The 22,584-nt window shown below is 64.5% G+C and carries 20 protein-coding genes, 1 rRNA gene and 1 pseudogene; 14 read left to right on the top strand and 8 right to left on the bottom strand.

Features of this window, described 5'->3' with window-relative positions:
* Positions 1–43 precede the first annotated feature (43 nt).
* The 4 genes from ACMT3I_RS15850 to ACMT3I_RS15835 are packed head-to-tail and all read left to right on the top strand — an operon-like array spanning position 44 to position 4,045.
* The gene (locus tag ACMT3I_RS15850; RefSeq protein ID WP_414805488.1) at positions 44–1,165 is read left to right on the top strand and encodes a heme/hemin ABC transporter substrate-binding protein; all 1,122 of its coding nucleotides are present in this window, start codon (positions 44–46) and stop codon (positions 1,163–1,165) included.
* Entirely contained in the window at positions 1,162–2,277 is a 1,116-nt protein-coding gene (locus ACMT3I_RS15845; RefSeq protein ID WP_414805487.1) for a FecCD family ABC transporter permease, read from the top strand. The genes ACMT3I_RS15850 and ACMT3I_RS15845 overlap by 4 nt, the downstream gene beginning before the upstream one ends.
* Entirely contained in the window at positions 2,274–3,104 is an 831-nt protein-coding gene (locus tag ACMT3I_RS15840) for a heme ABC transporter ATP-binding protein (RefSeq protein ID WP_414805486.1), read from the top strand. Before ACMT3I_RS15845 ends, ACMT3I_RS15840 begins: the two co-directional genes overlap by 4 nt.
* Before the next feature lie 26 nt (positions 3,105–3,130).
* A complete protein-coding gene (locus ACMT3I_RS15835) occupies positions 3,131–4,045 on the top strand; it encodes a ribokinase (protein ID WP_414805485.1) in 915 nt (304 codons plus the stop codon).
* Positions 4,046–4,075: 30 nt separating this feature from the next.
* On the opposite strand, the gene ACMT3I_RS15830 is transcribed toward ACMT3I_RS15835, so the two are convergent.
* Positions 4,076–4,435: a sterol carrier family protein gene (locus ACMT3I_RS15830; protein ID WP_414805484.1), complete on the bottom strand. Its 360-nt coding sequence runs from the start codon at positions 4,433–4,435 to the stop codon at positions 4,076–4,078.
* Positions 4,436–4,548: 113 nt separating this feature from the next.
* Here ACMT3I_RS15830 and purD point away from each other — a divergent pair, with 113 nt between their 5' ends.
* Together purD and ACMT3I_RS15820 are read left to right on the top strand one after the other, a co-directional pair.
* Positions 4,549–6,744, top strand: coding sequence for a phosphoribosylamine--glycine ligase (gene purD, locus ACMT3I_RS15825; RefSeq protein ID WP_414805483.1), 2,196 nt, complete (start codon positions 4,549–4,551; stop codon positions 6,742–6,744).
* A 207-nt stretch (positions 6,745–6,951) separates the two neighbouring features.
* Positions 6,952–7,779, top strand: coding sequence for a VOC family protein (locus ACMT3I_RS15820; protein ID WP_414805530.1), 828 nt, complete (start codon positions 6,952–6,954; stop codon positions 7,777–7,779).
* A 24-nt stretch (positions 7,780–7,803) separates the two neighbouring features.
* Here ACMT3I_RS15820 and ACMT3I_RS15815 read toward each other — a convergent pair whose 3' ends face one another.
* Positions 7,804–8,667 (bottom strand): TetR/AcrR family transcriptional regulator, encoded by an 864-nt coding sequence (locus ACMT3I_RS15815; protein WP_414805482.1) that lies wholly within the window; start codon positions 8,665–8,667, stop codon positions 7,804–7,806.
* Positions 8,668–8,830: 163 nt separating this feature from the next.
* Between ACMT3I_RS15815 and kynA the strand changes: the two genes are divergently transcribed.
* The 7 genes from kynA to ACMT3I_RS15780 all read left to right on the top strand — a co-directional run bounded on the left by kynA (position 8,831) and on the right by ACMT3I_RS15780 (position 15,517).
* A complete protein-coding gene (gene kynA, locus ACMT3I_RS15810; RefSeq protein ID WP_414805481.1) occupies positions 8,831–9,688 on the top strand; it encodes a tryptophan 2,3-dioxygenase in 858 nt (285 codons plus the stop codon).
* 25 nt (positions 9,689–9,713) lie between these two features.
* Positions 9,714–10,688, top strand: coding sequence for an amidohydrolase family protein (locus ACMT3I_RS15805; RefSeq protein ID WP_414805480.1), 975 nt, complete (start codon positions 9,714–9,716; stop codon positions 10,686–10,688).
* A complete protein-coding gene (locus ACMT3I_RS15800) occupies positions 10,685–12,073 on the top strand; it encodes a kynureninase (protein WP_414805479.1) in 1,389 nt (462 codons plus the stop codon). The genes ACMT3I_RS15805 and ACMT3I_RS15800 overlap by 4 nt, the downstream gene beginning before the upstream one ends.
* A 39-nt stretch (positions 12,074–12,112) precedes the next feature.
* A complete protein-coding gene (gene purS, locus ACMT3I_RS15795; RefSeq protein ID WP_414805478.1) occupies positions 12,113–12,382 on the top strand; it encodes a phosphoribosylformylglycinamidine synthase subunit PurS in 270 nt (89 codons plus the stop codon).
* Positions 12,382–13,080 (top strand): phosphoribosylformylglycinamidine synthase subunit PurQ, encoded by a 699-nt coding sequence (gene purQ / locus ACMT3I_RS15790; protein ID WP_414805477.1) that lies wholly within the window; start codon positions 12,382–12,384, stop codon positions 13,078–13,080. Before purS ends, purQ begins: the two co-directional genes overlap by 1 nt.
* A gap of 187 nt (positions 13,081–13,267) precedes the next feature.
* Entirely contained in the window at positions 13,268–13,738 is a 471-nt protein-coding gene (locus ACMT3I_RS15785) for a DUF3817 domain-containing protein (protein WP_414805476.1), read from the top strand.
* A 189-nt stretch (positions 13,739–13,927) separates the two neighbouring features.
* On the top strand, positions 13,928–15,517 hold the full coding sequence (locus tag ACMT3I_RS15780) for an AMP-binding protein (RefSeq protein ID WP_414805475.1): 1,590 nt from the start codon (positions 13,928–13,930) through the stop codon (positions 15,515–15,517).
* A gap of 31 nt (positions 15,518–15,548) precedes the next feature.
* Here ACMT3I_RS15780 and ACMT3I_RS15775 read toward each other — a convergent pair whose 3' ends face one another.
* Positions 15,549–16,379 (bottom strand): GTP pyrophosphokinase, encoded by an 831-nt coding sequence (locus ACMT3I_RS15775; RefSeq protein ID WP_414805474.1) that lies wholly within the window; start codon positions 16,377–16,379, stop codon positions 15,549–15,551.
* Between the two features lie 163 nt (positions 16,380–16,542).
* Here ACMT3I_RS15775 and purL point away from each other — a divergent pair, with 163 nt between their 5' ends.
* Positions 16,543–18,840, top strand: coding sequence for a phosphoribosylformylglycinamidine synthase subunit PurL (purL, locus tag ACMT3I_RS15770; RefSeq protein ID WP_414805473.1), 2,298 nt, complete (start codon positions 16,543–16,545; stop codon positions 18,838–18,840).
* Positions 18,841–18,923: 83 nt separating this feature from the next.
* On the opposite strand, the gene ACMT3I_RS15765 is transcribed toward purL, so the two are convergent.
* The 5 genes and pseudogenes from ACMT3I_RS15765 to rrf all read right to left on the bottom strand — a co-directional run.
* Positions 18,924–19,805 carry an SDR family NAD(P)-dependent oxidoreductase gene (locus tag ACMT3I_RS15765; RefSeq protein WP_414805472.1) on the bottom strand — a complete coding sequence of 294 codons (882 nt, stop codon included), beginning with the start codon at positions 19,803–19,805 and terminating at the stop codon, positions 18,924–18,926.
* Between the two features lie 194 nt (positions 19,806–19,999).
* A pseudogene (locus tag ACMT3I_RS15760) lies at positions 20,000–20,326 on the bottom strand (chorismate mutase); the annotation flags it as partial.
* A 72-nt stretch (positions 20,327–20,398) separates the two neighbouring features.
* A complete protein-coding gene (locus ACMT3I_RS15755) occupies positions 20,399–21,361 on the bottom strand; it encodes a DMT family transporter (protein ID WP_414805471.1) in 963 nt (320 codons plus the stop codon).
* 95 nt (positions 21,362–21,456) lie between these two features.
* Positions 21,457–22,122 carry a GNAT family N-acetyltransferase gene (locus ACMT3I_RS15750; RefSeq protein ID WP_414805470.1) on the bottom strand — a complete coding sequence of 222 codons (666 nt, stop codon included), beginning with the start codon at positions 22,120–22,122 and terminating at the stop codon, positions 21,457–21,459.
* Between the two features lie 367 nt (positions 22,123–22,489).
* Positions 22,490–22,584 (bottom strand): 5S ribosomal RNA (gene rrf / locus ACMT3I_RS15745); the annotation flags it as partial.

Below are 22,584 nucleotides of genomic sequence, written 5' to 3'. Positions count from 1 at the left end.
CCGAGATCACTGTCAAGCTCAGGATAGGCTAACCTAATTTCTTGTGTCCCTCACTCCCATTTTTCGCCGTCTGACCGGCGCCATGCTCAGTGTCATTGTTGTCGCATCCGTCGCCGGTTGCGCACCGTCGACCGTGTCAGCCGACGCCGCAGACGCTGTTGTTGCACCGTGCCCCGGTGCCGAAATCCCGTTGACGAAGCTCACCGTGACGGATACCCCCAAGGCGATAACCGGCGAATCAACGGCCTGCCTGACGACGCACACGATCAGGCCGGTATCGAACACCCCCATCCCGGCGCTTCCCGTCACGGTTACCGACAACGACGGCCTGAGCGTCACGGTGACCAGTGCCGACCGCATCATCGCTGTCGATCGATCAGGCACGCTGGCGGCCACGGTCTTTGCGCTCGGACTCGGCGACCGCGTCGTTGCGCGCGACGCAACGACCGATTTTCCCGAGGCAGCTGATTTGCCGCTCATTACTCAGAATGGCCACGAGCTAGCGGCAGAAGCAGTGATCGCGCTCGCCCCCACCGTCATCGTGACCGACCGCACCGTCGGATCCCGCGACGTACTCGCCCAGCTACGCGAGGCCGGGATTCCGATCGTCGTCGTCACCGACGACCGCAGCGTCGAAGACAACGGGGCGCTCATTGCCCAGGTAGCCACTGCGCTCGGGGTGCCAGAAGCCGGGCAGGAATTGACCGAGCAGCTCAGTGCCGAAACGGATGTCGTAATCGCCGACATCGCCGAGCTCGCGCCGTCCGATCCTGCAGCCCGTCCCCGCATCCTGTTTCTCTACCTGCGCGGGGCATCAAGCATCTATTACATTTTCGGTGCGGAATCCGGCGCGGACTCACTCATCAACAGCCTGGGCGGCGTCGACGTCGCCACCGAAATCGGGTGGCAGGGCATGAAGCCACTCACCGCCGAGGCACTCGTGGCTGCCTCGCCCGACGTGCTGCTTGTCATGACGAGCGGACTCGAATCCGTCGGTGGTGTCGACGGTCTCCTCGAGGCAGTTCCGGCGATCGCTGCAACCCCTGCCGGTGTCAACCGCCGCATCGTCGACATGGCCGCCGACGCCGTACTCGCGTTCGGACCGCGCACTCCCGAGGTGCTGGACTCCCTGGCTCGCGCCCTCTACGCGCCCAGCGCGCCATGACAGCCACCCAGACCGGGCGCTCTCACACTCCACTGCGGAGCGCATCCGCCAATCGGGATCCGTCTACTCGGGGTCGACTCACCCGCCGTCGCACTCTGCTGTTTGCCGGCCTCAGCATCGGTCTCGGCGCCGTCGTGGTGCTCGCCGCCGGCAGCGGACAGGTCGGCGTCTCTCCCAGCGGCGTGATCGCATCGATCGGTCGCGCACTCGGATTCGATACCGAACCAGGCGTCGACACAACGCTGACGGATGCCGCGCTGTGGACCATCCGCTTTCCCCGGATCGTCATGGCCCTGCTGATCGGTGCAGCGCTGGCCGCAGCAGGCACGCTCATGCAGGCGATCTTCGGCAACCCTCTCGCCGAACCAAGTGTTGTCGGAGTCTCGTCAGGGGCGGCGTTGGGCGCAGCCCTGACCATCGTGCTCGGCTGGTCGTTCCTCGGCGAGTGGACCATCGCTGTCACGGCTTTCGTCACCGGACTGGCCACCACGCTGGTGATCTATCTGACGAGTCGCTCGAACGGGCGTACCGAGATCGTCACGCTCGTGCTCACCGGAATCGCTGTCAACGCCGTCGCGGGTGCAGGCCTTGCCCTCCTCACCTTTCTTGGTGACACGGCAGCACGTGAACAGATCGTGTTCTGGCAGTTGGGCAGCCTGAACGGTGCACGCTGGCAGCAGGTCGGAGTGATTCTGCCGCTGGTCGTCATCGGACTCGTCGTCGCGTTCATGCTGGCTCGCACGCTCGACCTCTTTGCCCTCGGGGAGCGCAGCGCCCGCCACCTCGGCGTGAACGTCGAACTGGTGCGCATCATCGTGATCGTCGTCGTGGCCATACTCGTCTGTGCGGCGGTATCGTTCGCGGGAATCATCGGTTTTGTGGGCCTGGTGATTCCCCACCTCATGCGGATGATCATCGGGCCTGCCCATCTGCCGCTTCTGATCGCCAGCGTGCTCGGTGGCGCTTTGCTGCTTGTCACGGCCGACCTCGTTGCGCGTACTGCGGTTCCGATGGCTGATCTGCCGATCGGCATGCTGACGTCTCTGGTCGGGGGTCCCTTCTTCTTCTGGCTGCTTCGACGTACCCGGCGCCGCGAGGGAGGGTGGGCATGATGCGTATCGAGTCCCTGACCGAACCCAGCGCCACGAATGCAGCAGGACGCACACCCGCCATCGAGACGGATGCCGTGACCGTCGACATCGAGGGCCATCGCATCCTCTCCGACGTGGCATTCGCCGCGCACCCCGGTCAGCTCCATGCCCTGATCGGCCCCAATGGAGCAGGCAAGTCGACCCTGCTCGGTGTCATCGCCGGCGACCAGAACGTCACATCCGGCACCGTACGGATCTCCGGCAAGGAGCTCTCCGAGTGGTCCGTGCGCCAGCTTGCCCGTGAACGCGCAGTCCTCCTGCAGGACCACTCGGTCTTCTTCCCCTTCAGCGTGCGTCAGGTTGTAGAAATGGGGCGCACCCCGTGGGCACGCTCACCCAGGGAAGACGACGACGAGGACGTCGTGGCCGCGTCCCTCGCCGCGACCGATATCGAACACCTGGCCGACAGGCGCATCCCGTCGCTCTCTGGCGGAGAGAGCGCGCGAACCGCGTTCGCCCGAGTGCTTGCGCAGCAGACCGGCATTCTCCTGCTCGACGAACCGACAGCAGCGCTCGATCTCGGGCATCAGGAAGCCGTGCTCCAGCTGGCCCGTGAACGAGCCCAAGCCGGCGATGCGGTCGTCGTCGTCTTACACGACCTCACCCTCGCCGCCGCGTGGTCTGATCGAATCACCCTGCTTGAACGGGGTCAGGTCGTGGCGACGGGCACGCCGGTTGATGTGCTCACGGCTGAACGGATCAGCGCGGTGTACCGACACCCCGTCGAGGTACTCATGCATCCGACAACGGGAACGCCGATCATCCTGCCGGTGCGTACCGGCGAGTAGGTGCGAGCGGATGCCAGACTATGGGCGTGAATAAAATTGCGGTGCTCGGAAGCGCCAACATGGACCTCGTCGTGCGTCAGCCTCGACTCCCCAAGCCGGGCGAGACGATGTTCGGCACCGACTTCACCACAGTTCCCGGCGGCAAGGGCCTGAACCAGGCCGTCGCCGCTGCGCGGATCGGGGGCAACGTCGAGTTCCTTGGAGCTGTCGGCCACGATGGCTACGGTACCCAGTTGCGCGAGCTGCTCACCAGCGAAGGACTCGGCGTCGCAGGGCTGGCTACCGTGAGCGCTCCCACCGGAACAGCGCACATCTCAGTCGTCGACTCCGGTGAGAACTCGATCGTTGTCGTCTCGGGAGCGAACATGACGGTGACGGCGCTCACCGACGAGCAGCGGTCAACGATCGAGGCATCAGCGTTCCTGGTGATGCAGTGCGAGCTCCCGCTTTCTGTGCTTGTCGAGGCGATCGCCGTGGCCAAGGATGCCGGAGTCTTCACCGTGCTGACCCCCGCGCCGGTGATGCCACTCCCCGATGGATTCCTGGCATCCGTCGACCTGGTCGTGCCCAATCAGATCGAGGCGATCGAGCTCACCGGCGAAGCCGACCCGGTTCGCGCAGCAGAAGTACTGAGCGCCAGGCAGACCTGGGCCATCGTCACCCTGGGCTCCGAAGGCTCAGTCGTCGCACACGACGGCACCGTACTCGGACTCGCGCCGGCACGCCCCGTGAAGGCCGTCGACACGACAGCGGCAGGTGACACCTTTGTCGGCGCACTCGTCGCCCGCCTCGCGACGCTCGACACCGGCACACAGATCAGTGAGGCCGACATGATCGAGGCTGTGCGTTGGGCAACTGTTGCGTCATCCATCGCCGTCACTCGTGCGGGAGCGACGACGTCGATGCCGACGCTGGACGAGGTTCAGGCAATCATCGGCTGATCCGCACGGCGGTCAGACGATCGGAACCGGTCAGACGATCGGAACGTACCCCGTCAGGTCGGCGCGCTGGCCAGATGCATGGATGGCACCGGCGGCCAGGCCGTCAGCCCAACTCAACGTGCCCGTCGCGACGGCGAGCCAGGTGGCGGCATCCATTTCGACGACGTTCGGCGGGGTTCCGCGGGTGTGCCGGGGGCCTTCGATGCACTGCACGGCGCCAAACGGCGGCACCCGCACCTCAAGAGTGTTGCCCTCGGCCTGCTCGGCCAATAACTGCAGGGTGTATCGCACAGCCATCGCTCGGATGTCCCTGCTCGCTGCTGCGGGATCCGTCGCCCAGCTGCGCACCGCGGCCATGCCGGCTGCATCGTCGATTCGTGCCCTACCCATATCCCCTATCCTCCCACCCGCTTGCTCCCCTCGTTCTGCGCGCCTTGTGCGGGTTGGATGCAATCAGGTACTGCGCGGATCCTGCTGCAGGGCCCGTCCGCTAACCTGAAGCTGTGAAAATTCTGGTCCTCGGCTCCGGTGCTCGCGAGCACGCCATCATCACTGCTTTGCTCCGCGAGGAGCCCCGCCACGACATCGTCGCAGCACCCGGCAACGCCGGCATTGCCGCTGATGTGCCCGTGGTTGCGCTCGACGCCAACGATCCCGACGTCGTCACCAACTACGCCATCGCACACGGCATCGACCTCGTCGTCGTCGGCCCGGAGGCACCCCTCGTCGCGGGCGTCGCCGATGCGCTCCGCACCCGCGGTATCCCCGTCTTCGGGCCGGGCAAGGCCGCCGCTGCACTTGAAGGCAGCAAGACATTCGCCAAGCGCATCATGGACGATGCCGGCGTTCCCACCGGTCGCGCAGTCCGCGCGGGCACGCTCGCCGAAGCGGATGCCGCCCTCACCCAATTCGGCGCCCCATACGTGGTGAAGGCCGACGGTCTGGCCGCGGGCAAGGGTGTCCTCGTCACCGAGGACCACGCCGCAGCCCACGCGCACGCCGAGTTCTGGCTGCAGCACGGCAGTGTGCTGGTCGAAGAGTTCCTCGACGGCCAGGAAGTGTCACTGTTCTTCCTCGCCGACGGCCACAACGTGTTGCCGCTCTCCCCCGCCCAGGACTACAAGCGCCTCGGCGATGGCGACGCCGGTCCCAACACCGGCGGAATGGGTGCGTACTCCCCGCTGCCGTGGCTCGATGAGCAGTTTGGCAGCGAAGCAGACTTCGTCGACGAGGTCAGCGAGACCATTGCCCTGCCGACAGTGCGCCAGCTCGAGCGCGAAGGCACCCCGTTCATCGGGCTGCTCTACTGCGGACTCATCCTGACCAAGGCCGGCATACGCGTCATCGAGTTCAACGCCCGCTTCGGCGATCCAGAGACCCAGGTCGTGCTGCCCCGCCTGGTCACCCCGCTCTCGCAGCTGCTACTTGCGGCATCGCTCGGCGAGCTCGTCTCCGAGCCGCGCCCGGTCTTCTCAGCGGATGTCGCCGTCACCATCGTGCTCGCCAGCGAGAAGTATCCGGAGACCCCCGTCACCGGCCGCCCGATCTTCGGCCTCGATGCGGCAACCGCCGTTGATGGTGTCACCGTGGCGCACGCCGCGACGGCGCTTTCCGGCGACGAGCTGATCGCGACCGGCGGTCGCGTACTCAACGTCGTCGCCGTAGGCGAGGACTTCGGTCAGGCCAGGGCCCGTGCCTATGAGGCGCTGGCAAAGGTCACGCTTGAGGGTGCGCAGTTCCGCACCGACATCGCCGCACGGGTCGACGCATCCGCTGCCGACGCTGCCGACACCTTCGACCTCACCACCCTGCCCAGCTGGACGCGCGCCTACTCCGGCAAGGTCCGCGACCTCTATATACCCGAGGATGCCGCCGACCTGGCGACCACCGAGCGACTGCTCGTTGTGGCCAGCGACCGCGTGAGCGCATTCGACTTCGCACTCGAGCCTGGCATCCCCGGCAAGGGCGAGCTGCTCACCACCCTCAGCCTGTGGTGGTTCGACCAGCTGGACACCGTGCCCAACCACCTGCTGCCCGACCACACGCTTGAGCACGCAGAGACCAGCCTCATTCCAGCAGCCGTCGCCGGGCGCGCCATGCTCTGCAAGAACCTCGACATGTACCCGGTCGAGTGCGTGGTGCGCGGTTACCTCACCGGCTCCGGCTGGAAGGAATACCAGCAGAGCCAGACAGTGTGCGGCATCGCGCTGCCCGCCGGCCTGCAGAACGGCGACCGCTTGCCTGAGCCCATCTACACGCCGGCCTGGAAGGCACCGCAGGGCGAGCACGACGAAAACATCTCGTTCGAGCGCACCATTGAGCTGGTCGGGGCGGATGTCGCCACAGCCCTCCGTGATGCCTCCCTGTCAATCTTCCGTACGGCATCCGCTATCGCTGAGCGTTCTGGCGTGATCCTGGCCGACACCAAGTTCGAATTCGGTGCCGACCGTGAAAACGGCCAGCTCACCCTCGGCGACGAGGTGCTCACCAGCGATTCCAGCCGCTACTGGGATGCAGAAGCCTGGGCGGCAGGCACGACCCCAGAGCAGCGGATGGCCAGCTTCGACAAGCAGATCGTGCGCGACTGGCTGGCCGCGAACTGGGACCAGACCGGCACTCCGCCGCTGCTGCCCGCGGACATCGTCGAGCGCACCGCTGCCCGCTATCGCGAACTGCTCGAGCGTCTGACCTCCGCCTGACGCGCAGCCGAACCCTCCTCCCGCCTCAACTGGACGGCGCGTCTCGTGATCATGGGTCGCCCATTTTCGCTAGTCCGGACGCCCGGGCACTCGCAAAATCGGGCGACCCCAGATGAAATATCGCACCGCCGGAATAGTTGAGGCTTCAACTATGTTTCCCCCGATGTGACTCTTTCATCCTCAGACCTTCTTGCAGCCGACACCGGCATGGGAGCCGTGACCCTGCGTGTCGGAAATCTCGACGCCATGATCGCGTATTACCGCGACGCCGTAACTCTCACCGTGCTCAGCCACGATGGCCCCGTCGCCATTCTCGGCCGGGGCGCCACTCCCATCGTCATCCTGCAGCACGCCCCAGAGCTCGCAGCCGCAGAGCCGCGCGCCGCTGGCCTCTTCCACACGGCGATCCTCTTCGACACCCAGGCGCAGCTGGCCGCTGCCACATACTCGGTTGCGACGAAGTTCCCCGGCACCTTCACCGGCAGCGCCGACCACCTCGTCAGTCAGGCCTTCTACTTCACCGATCCAGAGGGCAACGGCATCGAGCTGTACTGGGACCGCGACCGCAGTAGCTGGAGCTGGACACACGGCGAAGTCGAGATGGCAACGCTCTACCTCGACCCGAACGGGTTCATCCAGGAGCACCTCACCGACCAGGGCCTCACCGATCCGAGCAACGGAAACGCGGTCGTCGGCCACGTGCACCTGTCGGTCGGTGACGTAGACAGCGCTCGCGAGTTCTATGTAAACCGACTGGGGTTCGAGGCCACCGCCAATTTCGGCAGCCAGGCCCTGTTCGTCTCAGCCGGCGGTTACCACCACCACATGGCGATGAACACCTGGAATAGTGCCGGCGCCGGCAAACGTCGCCTGGCACTCGGCCTGGGCAACGTCGACATCGTCGTTCCGACAGCAGACGACCTGGGGGCTCTCGACGAGCGGATGTCGCACTTCGGCGTGCAAACCCGCAACGATGGTGTCAACATCAGCTTCGACGACCCGTGGGCGAACCGCGTGTCCGTCCGCAGCGCCTAAGCGGCAGAAACAGGCATTCGCCGGCTACTTCTTGGAGTCGCCGGCCTTGCTTGAATCACCAGACTTCGCAGAGTCACCGGGCTTCCGCGACTCGCCTGGCTTGCCCGTATCGGCCGACTTGCCTGTGTCGGCCCGTTTGCCTGTGTCGGCCGGCTTGTCCGTAGCGGCCGACTTTGCGGAGTCGGCCGTCTTGGCCGCGGTTCCTGAGTCGTTTTCTGACCCGCGGCGCGCACGACGGGACAACCCGTGCGCCGAGGAGTCGTCGACCTTCCTCGGCCGCCCGGGAAGCTTCGGTCGCTTCGAATCGACAGCACGAAGCCCGTCGATGGCGATCGCCAACTGGCGGCGCCATTGCCCGGCAAAGTCCGAGCCGGCGCGACCGAGCGAGCCCACCATCGTCGTGAGGACAGCCAGGTCGACCCCGTCGATACCCGGGCGCAGATCGCCATCACTGATGGCCTGCTTGACCAGTGAGGCGATGGTGCCCTCTAAAGCGGCAGATGGGCGATAGGACGGATCGATGGCCGCCATCCGCTGCAGGATAGAGGGAAGTGACGGGTCGGCCACCAGCCACTCCGAGGTTCGCTCCATGAAAATCACGATGCCGTCCCACGCCGTAGGCGCAGCCAGGATCTCGTCTTTGGCCGTCAGGAGTTCGGCGAGCGCCAGGTCGTAGAGGGCGCGGATGAGGTCATCCCGTGTCGGAAAATTGCGGTACAGCGTCGCAACTCCAACACCTGATCGGCGGGCGACCTCTTCCAGCGACGCATCGACGCCATTCGTCGCGAAGAGCTCGCGGGCTTCGGCAAGCAGCCGCTCACGGTTCTGCCTGGCATCGCGTCGTCGGGGGTGCGAGGCCTCATTCTGAGGCTTATCTGACGAAGTCATGGACTCGATTGTACGTGTTCCACCTCCCAGACTTCGGAGGAATCCCTCCACTTACCTGAGAAGGTGTGAGTCACCTTGCACCGTTCGGTCCGACAGTCGACAATTCAGTGAGCGGATCAGGGCACCGCCTCACCTATTTGCCCTGATCAGAAGACGGAGCCCGATGTCAGTCGAGAACAACACCCGTGATTTCGAGCCTGAGATCGTCACTGATTTTCAGCAAAAGATGAGTTACGGCTCCTATCTCGACCTCGATACCCTGTTGTCAGCGCAACGTCCGGTGAGCACGCCAGAGCACCACGACGAGTTGCTGTTCATCGTGCAACACCAGACAACCGAACTGTGGCTCAAACTGGTGATCCACGAACTCCGGGCCGCCACCGCGTTCCTGCGCAATGACCAGCTGCCGCCCGCACTCAAGGCAATCGCCAGGGTCAAGCACATCCAGCGCACGCTCACCGAGCAGTGGTCGGTGCTCGCCACGCTTACGCCCACCGAGTATGCGCAGTTCCGCGGGTTCCTGGGTAACTCATCCGGATTCCAGTCCTACCAATATCGCGCGGTCGAATTTGCGCTCGGCAACAAGAACCGTCGAATGCTGAGCGTGTTCGAGAGCGACCCGGATGCCACGGCCCTGCTCACCGAAATGCTTGAGGCCCCCAGCCTCTACGATGAGTTCCTGCGATATCTGCACCGCGCTGGCCTCCCGATCCCCGCCGAGGTGCTCGACCGCGACGTCACCCTGGCCTGGACGATGCACCCCAATCTCGTTGCGGTATTCACCTCTATCTACGAGAACGCCGATCAGAACTGGGCAGTGTACGAAGCCTGCGAAGAGCTCGTCGACCTCGAGGACAACTTCCAGCTCTGGCGTTTTCGACACCTGAAGACGGTGCAGCGCATCATCGGCATGAAGCACGGCACCGGCGGCTCCAGCGGCGCCGCTTTTCTGCAGAAAGCGCTGGAACTCACCTTCTTCCCCGAGCTCTTTGCCGTTCGCACAGAGATAGGCAACGCGTAGCGTTGCCGGGGCAGCTGCCGAACCCATGACTCTCGTCGACCTCCCCGCCTTCCAGGACGCCCACGTGCACCTGGCCCTGATCGACCCCGCGACTCTGGTGGCCGGTGGCATCTCCCTGGTCATCGACCTCGGTGGCTGGCTACCGGCCACGGGAGCTGAGACGGGACCGGAGACATCGGGCAAACCAGCATCCGGCGAGCCGGCCGCCAACCATCCGCTCCCCCACATCAGCTACGCCGGGCAATTCCTCATTGCTCCCGGTGGCTATCCGAGCCAGCAGTCGTGGGCGCCAGCGGGCAGTAGCCGCGAGGTCGATTCGAGAGCGGATGCCGTCACCGCCGTCGACCTGCAGGCCGACGCAGGGGCCTCAGTCATCAAGGTCACGCTCAACTCGGTCGCCGGGCCGGTGTTGCAGCCTGACGTGCTCGCCGCCATCGTGACCCGCGCCCACGACCGCGGGCTGCCCGTTGTCGCCCACACCGAGGGAACCGGGCAGGCCATGGCCGCACACCTGGCCGGGGTTGATGCACTGGCACACACCCCGTTCACCGAGCGACTGTCCGACGACCTCATCGCAGTCATGGCACAGCGGATGACCTGGATCAGCACCCTCGACATCCACGGGTGGGGTGAATACGGTGACGACTTTGAGCGCGCAACCGACAACCTCCGCCGCTTCAACGCCCGAGGGGGCCGAGTGTTGTACGGCACTGACCTCGGCAATGGGCCCCTCCCCGTCGGCCTCAATCGACGCGAAATCGCGGCTTTGCAGGGTGCCGGCCTCTCGCCGGAGCAGATCATCGCCGCCCTCTGCGCAGAGGGCATCAGCCCCAGCATCAGAATCAGCGGAGCGACATCCGGCCCGCGTCCTGCCCTGAGTGCCGAGCCGCCGCGCACTACCGTGTTAGCAAGCGAGCAACCGGCCGATCCGGCCGCGTTCGCCACCTGGCTCTGCACTGCCCGCGCACTGACCGCGACCGAACGTGAGGAACTGAGATGACCACCACCGGGCACACCACACCCACATCCACCCCGGCATCCGGCAACCAGCAGCCTGCAACCGACGCCGGGCGGTCGCGTCTCGACGGCCACCTCGCCTTTGCCAGGCGGATGGACCGCATCGACCCGCTCGCCCATTTTCGCAGCCGCTTCATCGGCGTCGACCCTGCCCAGACAGATGCCAGCCAGACAAATGCCAGCCTGACGGATGCCGACCCGCGCGATGCAGCAACGCCCGCCGCCAGGGCAGGGTCGTCCGTCGTCTATCTCGACGGCAACTCGCTTGGCCGACCCACGAAAGCCAGCGCAGAGCGCATCGCCGAGTTCATCACCCATGAGTGGGGCGGCCGACTCATCCGCGGCTGGGACGAGAAGTGGATGGACCTGCCGCTGCAGATCGGCGACGCCCTCGGCACCGCTGCGCTCGGCGCAGTTCCGGGTCAGGTCGTCATCGGCGACTCCACCACCGTGATGCTCTACAAGCTGGCCAGGGCAGCCGTCGACGCCCGGCCCGGCCGTACCGAAATCGTGCTCGACACAGACAATTTCCCCACGGACCGCTACATCCTCGAGGGCATTGCAGCCGAACGCGGCCTCACCCTGCGCTGGATCGAGGTCGATCTCACGGCCGGGGTGACGCCGGAACAAGTACACGACGTCGTCGGCGAGAACACGGCACTCGTCGTGCTCAGCCATGTCGCATACCGCTCAGGGTTCCTGGCCGACATGTCAGCCATCACTCAAATCGCTCACGATGCCGGCGCGCTTGTCTTGTGGGACCTCTGCCACTCCGTCGGCTCAGTCCCGATCGATCTCGATGCGGCCGGCATCGACCTGGCCGTCGGCTGCACGTACAAGTATCTGAACGGCGGACCGGGGTCGCCGGCCTTCGGGTACGTGCGTGCCGACCTGCAGGACTCTCTCGCCCAGCCGATCCAGGGCTGGATGGGCACCCGCGACATCTTCCTGATGGGGCCGGGGTACTCGCCGGCCACCGGCATCCGTCGCTTCATGAGCGGCACCCCCGCCATCGTCGGGATGCTGGCCATGCAGGACACCATCGGCATGATCGGCGAGGCCGGCATCGACAAGTTGCGTGCCAAGTCCGTAGCGCTGACCGAGTTCACCATCACCCTCGTCGACGCGTGGCTTGCCCCGCTCGGCGTGACTGTCGCCTCCCCGCGTGATGCCGATAGGCGCGGCGGTCACGTGACGATCGACCACCCGGCGATGCGCGAGGTCACCGCCCGGCTCTGGCGGCAGGATGTCATCCCCGACTTCCGCGCGCCAGAGGGCCTGCGCATCGGCCTGTCGCCCCTCAGCACCAGTTTCGTCGAGACCTACGAGGGAGTCGCGGCGATTCGAGACGTGATGCAGGGACTGTAGAATCGAGGCATCCACCGTCGACGCCCTCTGGAGTGAACTGTGCCTACCATCGTCGTAGAAGTAATGCCCAAAGCCGAGCTGCTTGACCCCCAGGGCAAGGCCGTAGCCGGCGCCCTCGGACGTCTCGGCCAGACCACGTTCTCCGGCGTCCGCGTCGGAAAGCGCTTCGAGCTCACCGTTGACGGACACGTCGATGACGCAGTTCTCAACGAGGTTCAGAAGCTCGCGGACACCGTGCTCTCCAACTCCGTCATCGAAGATGTCGTCGGCATCCACGTTCTGGAGGCACCCGCCGGAGAGACGCACTAATGCGCATCGGCGTCGTCACCTTCCCCGGTTCGCTTGACGATCGCGACGCCCAGCGCGCGATTCGCCTGGCCGGTGCCGAGCCCGTTGCCCTCTGGCACGGCGACCACGACCTGCACGGCGTCGACGCACTCGTGTTGCCAGGCGGATTCAGCTATGGCGACTACCTGCGCTGCGGCGCAATCGCCAGCCTGTCCCCGATCATGACCGAGGTCATCGATGCGGCGAACAAGGGCATGCCCGTCCTCGGTATTTGCAACGGTTTCCAGATGCTCGCCGAGGCACACCTGGTCGATGGCGGATTGATCCGCAACGACCACGGCAAGTTCATCCGTCGTGACCAGAAGCTGCGCGTCGAGAACACCTCAACAGACTGGACGGGTGGATTCACCCAGGGCCAGGAGATCACCATCCCGTTGAAGAACGGTGAGGGCGGTTTCATCGCATCCGCCGAGACGCTGGCGCGCCTCGAAGGCGAAGGCCAGGTCGTCTTCCGCTACCTCGAGGTCAACCCCAACGGATCGCTCAATGACATCGCCGGCGTCTCGAACGCCCGCGGCAATGTCGTCGGCCTGATGCCGCATCCCGAGCACGCAGTCGAGGCCGGCTTCGGACCAGACACCGCAACGGCCATGCGCTCCGGTGTCGACGGCCTCGCGTTCTTCACCTCGGTGATCCAGCGCACGCTCGTCGGCGCCTAGCCCTCCGCCTCACGAATCCACTCGATTCGCCAAAACCGCTCTGAACCCTCGGGTTCAGGGCGGTTTTTCGCGCGTACAGAAGTTACTCAGGCGCGTTCCAACTTTCGGACGATGTCCCCAGAGAGCGCGTACGAGACCATGGAAGCATCCACCTTTTCGTTGATGTATCCCCTCTGGAGTGTTGCCCGTGTCTCCCCGCTTGTTCTATCGCACAGTCGCTATCGCCGAGGCTGTCACCTGGACCCTCCTCATCACCGGAATGATTCTGAAGTACGGCGCAGACCTCGGCGGTCTCCCCGTCGTGATCGCCGGTTCAATTCACGGTTTCGTCTTCATCACGTACGCGCTGACCGCAATCCTCGTCGGCGTCAACCAGCGTTGGAGCACCAAGCTGACCGTGCTCGCCGTGATCACCGCGATCGTGCCGTACGCCACGATCCCGTTCGACATCTGGCTGGACCGCAACCGCAGGCTCGTCGGAGGTTGGCACACCGAGCCGACGGATGACCCGCGCGACGCTACCTGGGTGCGCCGGCTTCTCCGCTGGATGCTCACCCACCCGGCAATCCTCGCGACGATCTTCGTCGTCGGCATCGTGGTGATCATGACCGCACTGCTGATCGCCGGCCCTCCCGGCAGCTGGGGCCAGGCCAACTAGGCCAGGCGCAGGCCACACGCAGGCCAAACCAGGACGGGCGCATCTGCTTATCGCACAATCTCGATAGGCGGATGCGCCCGTTCTCTTGCGCTCACGGCTACCCCGCGATCAAATTGGGGTGAACTGGTACACCTGCATGCGCTTCGGCGTCCCGTGCCCACCAGAAACACTCAATCAAAGGAGATCACAGTGTTTACAAGCCCCATCCCGGATGTCGAGATTCCCGACGTCAGCGTCTTTGATTACCTTTTCGGTGACATCAAAGACGACGAGTTGGCCCGCATCGCCCTCATCGACGGAACATCCGGCGCCGAAGTCAGCTACGCCCAGCTGATCGGCCAGATCAACTCATTCGCCGGAGCGCTGGCAGCTCGTGGAACCGCGGTCGGCGATGTCGTCGGCTTGCTCTGCCCGAACGTTCCGGCGTTCGCGACGGTGTTCCACGGCATCCTGCGCGCTGGAGCAACAGCGACGACGATCAACTCCCTCTATACGCCGACCGAGATTGCCGCGCAGCTCACCGGTTCAGGTGCCAGCTGGCTCTTCACTGTCTCTCCTCTGTTGCCGGGGGCCGAGGCTGCAGCGACGTTGGCCGGAATCGACGCCGACCACGTCGTTGTGCTTGATGGCGCAGACGGCCACCCGTCGCTGCGTGATTTCCTCATCCAGGGCGCACCGGCACCGCAGGTTTCGTTCGACCCCACCACCCATTTGGCTGTGCTTCCCTATTCCTCTGGCACCACAGGACGGCCCAAGGGAGTGATGCTCAGCCACCGCAATCTGGTCGCCAACATCGCCCAGGCCGACGCGAACATCGGCATGGTTCCCGACGACCGGGTGCTGGCCGTGCTGCCTTTCTTTCACATCTACGGGATGACTGCCCTGCTGAACTTCGCTCTGAAGAAGCGGGCAACCCTCGTCACGATGCCTCGCTTCGACCTCGCTGAATTCCTGCGGGTCATCAGCACACACCGGGCAACGTTCGTATTCATCGCGCCCCCAATCGCCGTCGCACTGGCTAAGAGCCCGCTCGTCGACGAGTTTGACCTGTCAAGCGTTCGGGTTGTCTTTTCGGGCGCTGCACCGCTTGACGGAGCTCTGGCGCTGGCCGTCGCCGCCCGGCTCGGCACGACTGTTGCACAGGGATACGGGTTGACCGAGAGCAGTCCGGTGAGCCACACGATTCCCCTCGACCGGCCGGATGTCGACCGCTCGACGATCGGCTTCCTGGTGCCGAACATGCAGGCCCGACTGATCCATCCAGACACTGGGGCCGATATCGAGCCGGTGACAGAGGGCGTGAGTGAGCCGGGCGAAATCCTGATGCGAGGCCCCAACATTATGCTCGGCTACCTCGGCAACGAGGAAGCGACCAGCGCGACCCTCGATTCCGATGGTTGGCTGCACACCGGCGACGTTGCGACAGTAGACGCAGATGGCACGTTCCGCATCGTCGATCGGCTCAAGGAGCTGATCAAGTACAAGGGCTATCAGGTGGCGCCAGCCGTGCTCGAGGCGGTGTTGTTGACGCATCCGCTGATCGCCGACGCCGCGGTCATTGGGGTGCAGGATGCTGACGCTCAGGAGGTTCCCAAGGCGTTCGTCGTGCTGATGGCTGGCGCAGACCTTGCCGAAGACGACGTGATCGCGTTCGTCTCGGAGCACGTCGCTCCCCATGAAAAAGTGCGGGTGGTCTCGTTCATCGCGCAGATTCCGAAATCGTCGTCAGGCAAGATCCTGCGGAAGGATCTGAGAGCGGGAGAGCTCGCCGCCCAGTAGATCTGGCCAGGCGAGGCCAGATCTCGAGAGGCTACACCTCGGCCAGGAACTGTCGCTCGACCTCGACCGGTGCAGGAACGTCATCCTGCACCGGGACGGTCTCGGCATCCGTCTGCAGATCGGGCCAGAAGAGACGAATCAGACTGTCAGGCAGTTCGAGCTTGGCGGTCGCGCCTGGGTCGATGTCTGAGGCCTCGCGTCCGACGTCAAGCGCCTTCACATCGTCATGCAGGTGCTCCATGGTGACGTCGAGCCGGCTGGCGGTCTCGGCCGCATCCCGAAGCTTGTCGAGCATCTCCTGCGGAACATCGCCGTCGAACTTGTAGTAGATCTTGTGCTCAAGGCTCGCCCAGAAGTCCATCGCGATCGTGCGGATCTGCACCTCCACCTTCACCTGGTGGGTCGTCGCAGACAGGAACACCGGCACCTCGACGATCATGTGCAGGCTCTGGTATCCGTTGGCCTTGGGCGTCCTGATGTAGTCGCGTACCTCAAGCACTGTCACGTCGTGCTGAGCCGCGAGCATCTCAAAGATGCGATAGGTGTCAGAGACAAAACTGCAGGTGATACGGATGCCCGCAATGTCGTGAAGCTGTTCGGCCAGGCCTTCGATCGAGACAGTCGCGCCCTTACGCACCGCTTTCTTCAGGATGCTCTCCGGGCTCTTCAGCCTGGATTCGACGTGCTCGATCGGGGTGTAATCGTGCAGGTGCGCGAATTCTTCCTTGAGGATATTGATTTTGGTCATCATTTCGTCGATGCCGAATTTATATCGAAGCATCAGTACTTCGAATTCCTGTCGCACCCGGGCGAGTTCTTCCAGGTCCGGGGACAACGTTCGAGCTTCGCCGTGTTCATTCATCGTTTCTCGATCCTGCCATCCTCACCTGTTCATTAGCCCTCAGCGAGTGAAGAGTATCGGGGCGACCCCGCGGTCTCGGGAGCGAACAGCACCCGGTCGAGGGGCATCCGGCTGTCGGTAGAATGGCAAGTGCATTCCCGCCACTTTCAAGGAGCCATGCCGCGTGACCGTAGCCGTCCGACCCGCAGCCGACACCGTATCCAACGCGATCGCCACGCCTGAGAAAGAGCAGCCGTACGACGCGCTCGGCCTCAAGCCCGACGAGTACGCGAAGATCCGCGAGATCCTGGGCCGCCGCCCCACGAGCGGTGAGCTCGCCATGTATTCAGTGATGTGGAGCGAGCACTGCTCGTACAAGAGCTCCAAGAATTACCTGAAGCAGTTCGGCCAGAAGGTCACCCCTGGCATGAAGAAGAATCTCATGGTCGGCATGGGCGAGAACGCCGGCGTCATCGATGTCGGCGAAGGCTGGGCTGTCACCTTCAAGATCGAGAGTCACAACCACCCCTCATACATTGAGCCGTTCCAGGGCGCAGCAACCGGCGTCGGCGGCATTGTGCGTGACATCATCTCGATGGGCGCCCGCCCGGTCGCCGTGATGGATGCGCTTCGCTTCGGTGCGATCGATGACCCGGACACCGCACGTGTCGTGCACGGCGTCGTGTCCGGTATCTCGTTCTACGGCAACTGCCTTGGACTGCCCAACATCGGCGGCGAGACCGTCTTCGACTCGGTCTACCAGGCCAACCCTCTCGTCAATGCGCTCTCGGTCGGCGTGCTTCGCCACGAAGACCTGCACCTCGCCAACGCCACGGGTGCGGGCAACAAGGTCGTCCTGTTCGGTGCACGCACCGGTGGCGACGGCATCGGTGGAGCATCGATCCTCGCCTCAGACACCTTCAGTGAGGGCGGCCCGACCAAGCGTCCCGCAGTCCAGGTCGGCGACCCGTTCGCCGAGAAGGTGCTCATCGAGTGCTGCCTTGAGCTTTATAAAGAGAAGCTCGTCGAAGGCATCCAGGACCTCGGCGCAGCAGGCATCTCCTGCGCGACGAGCGAACTGGCCTCCAACGGAGACGGTGGCATGTTCATCGAGCTCGAGAAGGTACTGCTGCGCGACCCGAACCTCACTGCAGAAGAGATTCTGATGTCGGAGAGCCAGGAGCGCATGATGGCTGTCGTCGCACCAGACAAGCTTGAGGGCTTCCTCGCTGTGACGAGCAAGTGGGATGTCGAGACCAGCGTTCTGGGTGAAGTCACCGACTCAGGTCGGCTCATCATCAACTGGCACGGCGAAGAGATCGTAAACGTTGACCCGCGCACCGTCGCCGTCGATGGCCCGGTCTACGACCGTCCCGTCGCATACCCGACCTGGATCGACGCGCTGCAGGCCGACACGGCATCCGCGCTGCCCCGGGCCACCGATCCCGAGACGCTGCGCGAGCAGTTCCTCGCACTGCTCGGCTCACCCAACCTGGCCGATCCAAGCTGGATCACCGACCAGTACGACAACTACGTTCTCGGCAACACCGCACTGTCCTTCCCTGACGACGGCGGCATGATCCGCGTCGATGAGGAGTCCGGCCTCGGATTCGCCATCGCCACAGACGCCAACGGCCGCTACTGCCAGCTCGACCCGTACCGTGGCGCGCAGCTCGCTCTCGCAGAGGCATACCGCAACGTGTCGGCCACGGGCGCGGTCCCGGTCGGCATCAGCGACTGCCTCAACTTCGGCTCCCCCGAGAACCCCGAGGTCATGTGGCAGTTCAGCCAGACGGTTGAAGGCCTGTCAGACGGATGCCTCGAGCTCGAGATCCCCGTCACCGGCGGCAACGTCTCCTTCTACAACCAGACTGGCGACGTGCCGATCCACCCGACGCCGGTCATCGCCGTGCTTGGCGTGATCGACGATGTCGCCCGCCGCGTTCCGAGCGGCTGGCAGGACGACGGACACAACATCTACCTGCTCGGCATCACCCGCGAAGAGCTTGACGGCTCCGCGTGGGCCGGCGTCGTGCACGACCACCTCGGTGGCCGCCCGCCCGTCGTCGATCTCGCTCAGGAAGCCGCTCTCGGTGGCCTGCTGCACGCCGCATCGCAGGGTTCGCTCGTCGACAGCGCACACGACCTCAGCGAGGGTGGCCTGGCACAGGCACTCGCAGAAGCCGTACTGCGGTTCGGTGTCGGCGCCCGCGTCTGGCTCGGCGACATCTGCGAGCGCGATGGCATCGACGCCTCAGTGGCCCTGTTCTCTGAGTCGGCAGGTCGCGTGATCGTGTCGGTTCCGCGCGAAGACGACGTGAAGTTCCTTGGCCTCTGCGAAGGACGCGACTACCCGGTGCTGCGTATCGGCGTCACGGATGTCACGGCTCCCGGCATCGAGATCCAGGACCAGTTCACCATTACGCTCGACGAGCTGCAGGCCCGCCACCGCGGCACCCTGCCGGCAGCATTCGGCGCCTAAGCACGACAACAAAAGCCGGGGCGGACAGGGGTTCCCTGCCGTCCCGGCTTTTCTGCACGGCCCAGGCCACCGCTTGCCCAGCGTCAGAACGGGAAGGTGATCCCTGCAGCGCCTTCGGCATACGTCCAGAGCCTCGCTGCCACCTCGCGATCGAGTGACGTGCTGGTGGGAGTCTGCAGCGTCGGCCGCCCCTTTGTCGTGAAGCGTGGCCCGTAGTACTGGCCACCCACTGCCAGCGGATCGGTCGCCGCGCGCACTATCGGCCAGGCACCACGATCCTTGCCCTGGGTGAGCGGCGCCTGCAGATTATCGACGAAGCGTTTGGCGCGGCCAGGCTGGTTGACGCCGCGGATGCCAGGGGTGCGGCCCGATATGGAGTACCCGGGATGGGCGACCAGCGCCTGCATACCGCCAGGACCACCCACACCCGCCTCACGCAGACGACGGTCGAGTTCGAAGCCGAAGACCTGCATTTCGATTTTGGACTGCGCGTACGCCGTCCACGGGTTGTACTGAGAAACGAGTTCGATGTCGTCGAGCCGGGAATCAAGCAGACGCGAAATCACCGAGCCCAGGGCCACCACCCGGCTGCCGGGCGTCGTCAGTAGCGCAGGCATCAGCCGTGCGGTGAGCGCGAAATGGCCGAGAAGATTCGTGGCGAAGACAAGTTCATGCCCGTCGACGCTCAACTCCCTGTGGCGTGGCGGATGAACGATCCCCGCGTTCAGGATCAACCCGTCGATCCGTGGCAGCTGCTGCAGCGTCGCTGCAGCAGTCTCGACTGAAGCTAGTGAGGCAACATCCAGCTCTACTGTCGACACCGATGCGCCCGGTACCCGTCGGCGGATCGACGCCAGGGCGGCATCCGCTTTGAGTGGGTTGCGGCAGGCAAGCACGATGTCTGCGCCCGCGCGCGCGAGCGATTCGCTGGTGAAGTAGCCGACGCCGGCGTTGGCGCCGGTCACGACGAAGGTTTTGCCCGACTGGGACGGTGGCGCTGCCGGGTCCCAGCTCACTTGGCGGGGTGCGCGGGAGACGGCGATGGCTTCGGCCGTGCGGTAGCTGGGGTGGGCTTCGGTGTCTGCGCAGAAGCCGATGTCGGTGCCGCAGTTGGCGTCGATGGCGTCGATGCGGGAGTCGGTCGTGCCGGTGCTGCTGTACTCGGCTCGCCCTCAGCCAGCTTCACGTGGTGGTGGATCACTTCGGCGACAACGAAGTTGAACCACTTCTCAGCGAATGCCGGGTCAAGGTGGGCGCCCTCGGCCAAAATACGCAGGCGTTGGATCTGGCGACGCTCGCGCTCAGGATCAGCCGCGGGAAGCCCATGCACAGCTTTCAACCGCCCCACCTGCTGGGTGAACTTGAATCGCTCAGCAAGCAGATGCACGAGCGCCGCGTCGATGTTGTCGATGCTTTGACGGATACCGGTCAGCTCTTCGAGGGCAGCTCTGGTTTCGCTGGTGGTGGTGTCGTCCTGTGCAGTCATAATCCGACGATAATGCAGCGATGATGCGGTATCGAATCCGACGCAGTGTTGCCGCCGATTCTCACCAGGCAATCAGCTTGTTTCGCCCACCGCTCGATTATCGGTGGCGTCGAGCCAGGCCAGCCTGACGCGCTTCTGAGTGAGCAGGATCCCGATAAGAACGAGAGCTGCCCCTGCAGGTTCGTGCCACGAGAAGGTCTCTGACAACACCACCACGCCAAGAATGACACCTACTACGGGAGTTACATAGGTCACGGTCGACGCGTTCGTCGGCCCCCAGGCCCGCAGTACATTGATGTTCCAGATGTAGGCGACCCCCGTTCCGAGGGCGCCCAGGGCCAGCAGGCTGAGCACGATCGGCCAGCTGAGCGACACAGGATGCCACGCGATCACCGGCGTCATCAGAAGCATCAGGGCGCCGGCCAGCCCAATGTTCAGGAACGCAAACGTCGAACCCGCGATCGGCCGGCGGCTGAGGAACTTGCGGGTATAACCGAACGTGAAGCCGTAACAGATCGCCGCGCCGAGGCAGGCGAGCTGCCCCCACAGGTCACCGGTGAGTGCTGCATAGCGCCACGGGCCGATGATCACCACCACACCGATAATGCCGATGGCCACGCCCAGAATCTGGCTACGGCCGAGACGCTCGACCTTGAAAGCGAGGGTCACCATCAACGCCGTCGTGATGGGGGTGACCGCGTTATAGATGCTGGCCAGGCTCGACGACACATATTGCTCGGCCCAGGCGAACAACAGGTGCGGGATGACGCAGCCGGTGATGGCGATCACGAGGAAGTGCAGCCACACGACCGGCTCTCTCGGCAGTACGGGACCGCCGTTGACCCGCGGCCTGGTGGCCAACACAATCAGCCCGAGCGTCAGGCCTCCGAGTACGAGTCTGGTCCAGGCGACCTGGCCGAATGTCACTCCGTCGAGAGCAATCTTCATGAAGAGAAAGCTGGATCCCCACAGCACGCCCATGCCCAGGAATTGCAGGGTGACCACAGCTTTGCGCGGGGCGGGGTTCTCATTCACGTACTGACACTATCGCCGAGCGCCGACATCGATTGACGCAGTCGGCGACGCTGGCGCGATGCCGTCGAAAAATGGCCGAATATAGCGAGAGCCAGCTACGACGCAGCGGGCAGCTGAGCGACCGGGCGTTCTTCCCGATAGACCACCGGTGCGCCGCCCGCGCGCTCGAGGCGTGCCTCCAGATGCGTGCGAACGCGAGGCCACTCGTCCTTCAGGATCGAGTAGATGGCGGTGTCGCGCCAGGAACCGTCTGCGCGCGGGCGATCCCGGCGAACGATGCCTTCGAATGTTGCTCCGATGCCGCCGATCGCCGCCCGCGAGCGTGCGTTGATGGCGTCGGCCTGGATCTTGACCCGGCCGAACCCATGATCGAATGCTGTGCCAAGCAACAGGAGCTTGGCCTCGGCGTTGACGGCCGTTCCCCACACGCGTGGGTTGTATGCGGTCCAGCCGAGGTGTGCGGATTCAGCCGCCACATCGATGTCGCCCAGCGTGCTGGTACCGACGAGGGTGCCATCATGCTCACCACCGATCAGGCGGACAGCGAACGGCATCCCCGTCCACTGGTAATAAGTCTCTGCCCACGCCATAAACTCATCCTGCTCTGTACGGAGCCCTGCAGGTCCACCGCCATATCCGGATGCGAAGACCTCAGGAAGGGCGATGGCAGTGAACAGCTCGGGCACAAGCTGTGCGGTGAGGGGCTCGAGCTGGATGTAGCGACCCACGATGGTGGTCGGTTCAGGGCGTACGGCGTTCATGCTCAAATTCTCCCAGTTCAACGCGACATTCCGATGAACAGAACGCTACCGATTCCATCTCTCAGCTCCAGGGACCTCAGCGCCTCAGCGCCTCAGCACCTCAGCACCTCAGGCTGCACTGACTCCCTCGTGCATAACTCCTGCATTCTGCCTTCCAACCCTCGAACCGGCGCCTCTCTGGTCCCATTCGGTTCGATCAACAGGAGTCATGCACTACCCACAGCCGGCAGGTTAAACGCAAAAACCCACCTCGGTCACCCGAGATGGGTTCATGCAGTTCATGCGCAACTGGTTCATGCGCGACGCCAAGCGGCGTTAACGCAGGAAAGCCACCGGTGAAGGTGGCTTTCCTGGTGTTTCAAGTTAAGTCCGGCGGTGTCCTACTCTCCCACAGGGTCTCCCCTGCAGTACCATCGGCGCTGAGAGTCTTAGCTTCCGGGTTCGGAATGTAACCGGGCGTTT

The organism is Leifsonia sp. A12D58, assembly GCF_047530025.1.
Classification (GTDB): Bacteria; Actinomycetota; Actinomycetes; order Actinomycetales; family Microbacteriaceae; genus Cryobacterium.
This window is presented reverse-complemented; position numbering and strand designations above follow the sequence as displayed.

Excerpts from the sequence above, each read along its gene's own strand:
- ACMT3I_RS15750 (WP_414805470.1), bottom strand. The coding sequence starts at position 22,122 with ATGAACGCCGTACGCCCTGAACCGACCACCATCGTGGGTCGCTACATC.
- ACMT3I_RS15840 (WP_414805486.1), top strand. The coding sequence starts at position 2,274 with ATGATGCGTATCGAGTCCCTGACCGAACCCAGCGCCACGAATGCAGCA.
- purQ (WP_414805477.1), top strand. The coding sequence starts at position 12,382 with ATGCGCATCGGCGTCGTCACCTTCCCCGGTTCGCTTGACGATCGCGAC.
- ACMT3I_RS15805 (WP_414805480.1), top strand. The coding sequence starts at position 9,714 with ATGACTCTCGTCGACCTCCCCGCCTTCCAGGACGCCCACGTGCACCTG.
- ACMT3I_RS15820 (WP_414805530.1), top strand. The coding sequence starts at position 6,952 with ATGGGAGCCGTGACCCTGCGTGTCGGAAATCTCGACGCCATGATCGCG.
- ACMT3I_RS15845 (WP_414805487.1), top strand. The coding sequence starts at position 1,162 with ATGACAGCCACCCAGACCGGGCGCTCTCACACTCCACTGCGGAGCGCA.
- kynA (WP_414805481.1), top strand. The coding sequence starts at position 8,831 with ATGTCAGTCGAGAACAACACCCGTGATTTCGAGCCTGAGATCGTCACT.
- ACMT3I_RS15815 (WP_414805482.1), bottom strand. The coding sequence starts at position 8,667 with ATGACTTCGTCAGATAAGCCTCAGAATGAGGCCTCGCACCCCCGACGA.
- ACMT3I_RS15775 (WP_414805474.1), bottom strand. The coding sequence starts at position 16,379 with ATGAATGAACACGGCGAAGCTCGAACGTTGTCCCCGGACCTGGAAGAA.
- ACMT3I_RS15800 (WP_414805479.1), top strand. The coding sequence starts at position 10,685 with ATGACCACCACCGGGCACACCACACCCACATCCACCCCGGCATCCGGC.
- ACMT3I_RS15830 (WP_414805484.1), bottom strand. The coding sequence starts at position 4,435 with ATGGGTAGGGCACGAATCGACGATGCAGCCGGCATGGCCGCGGTGCGC.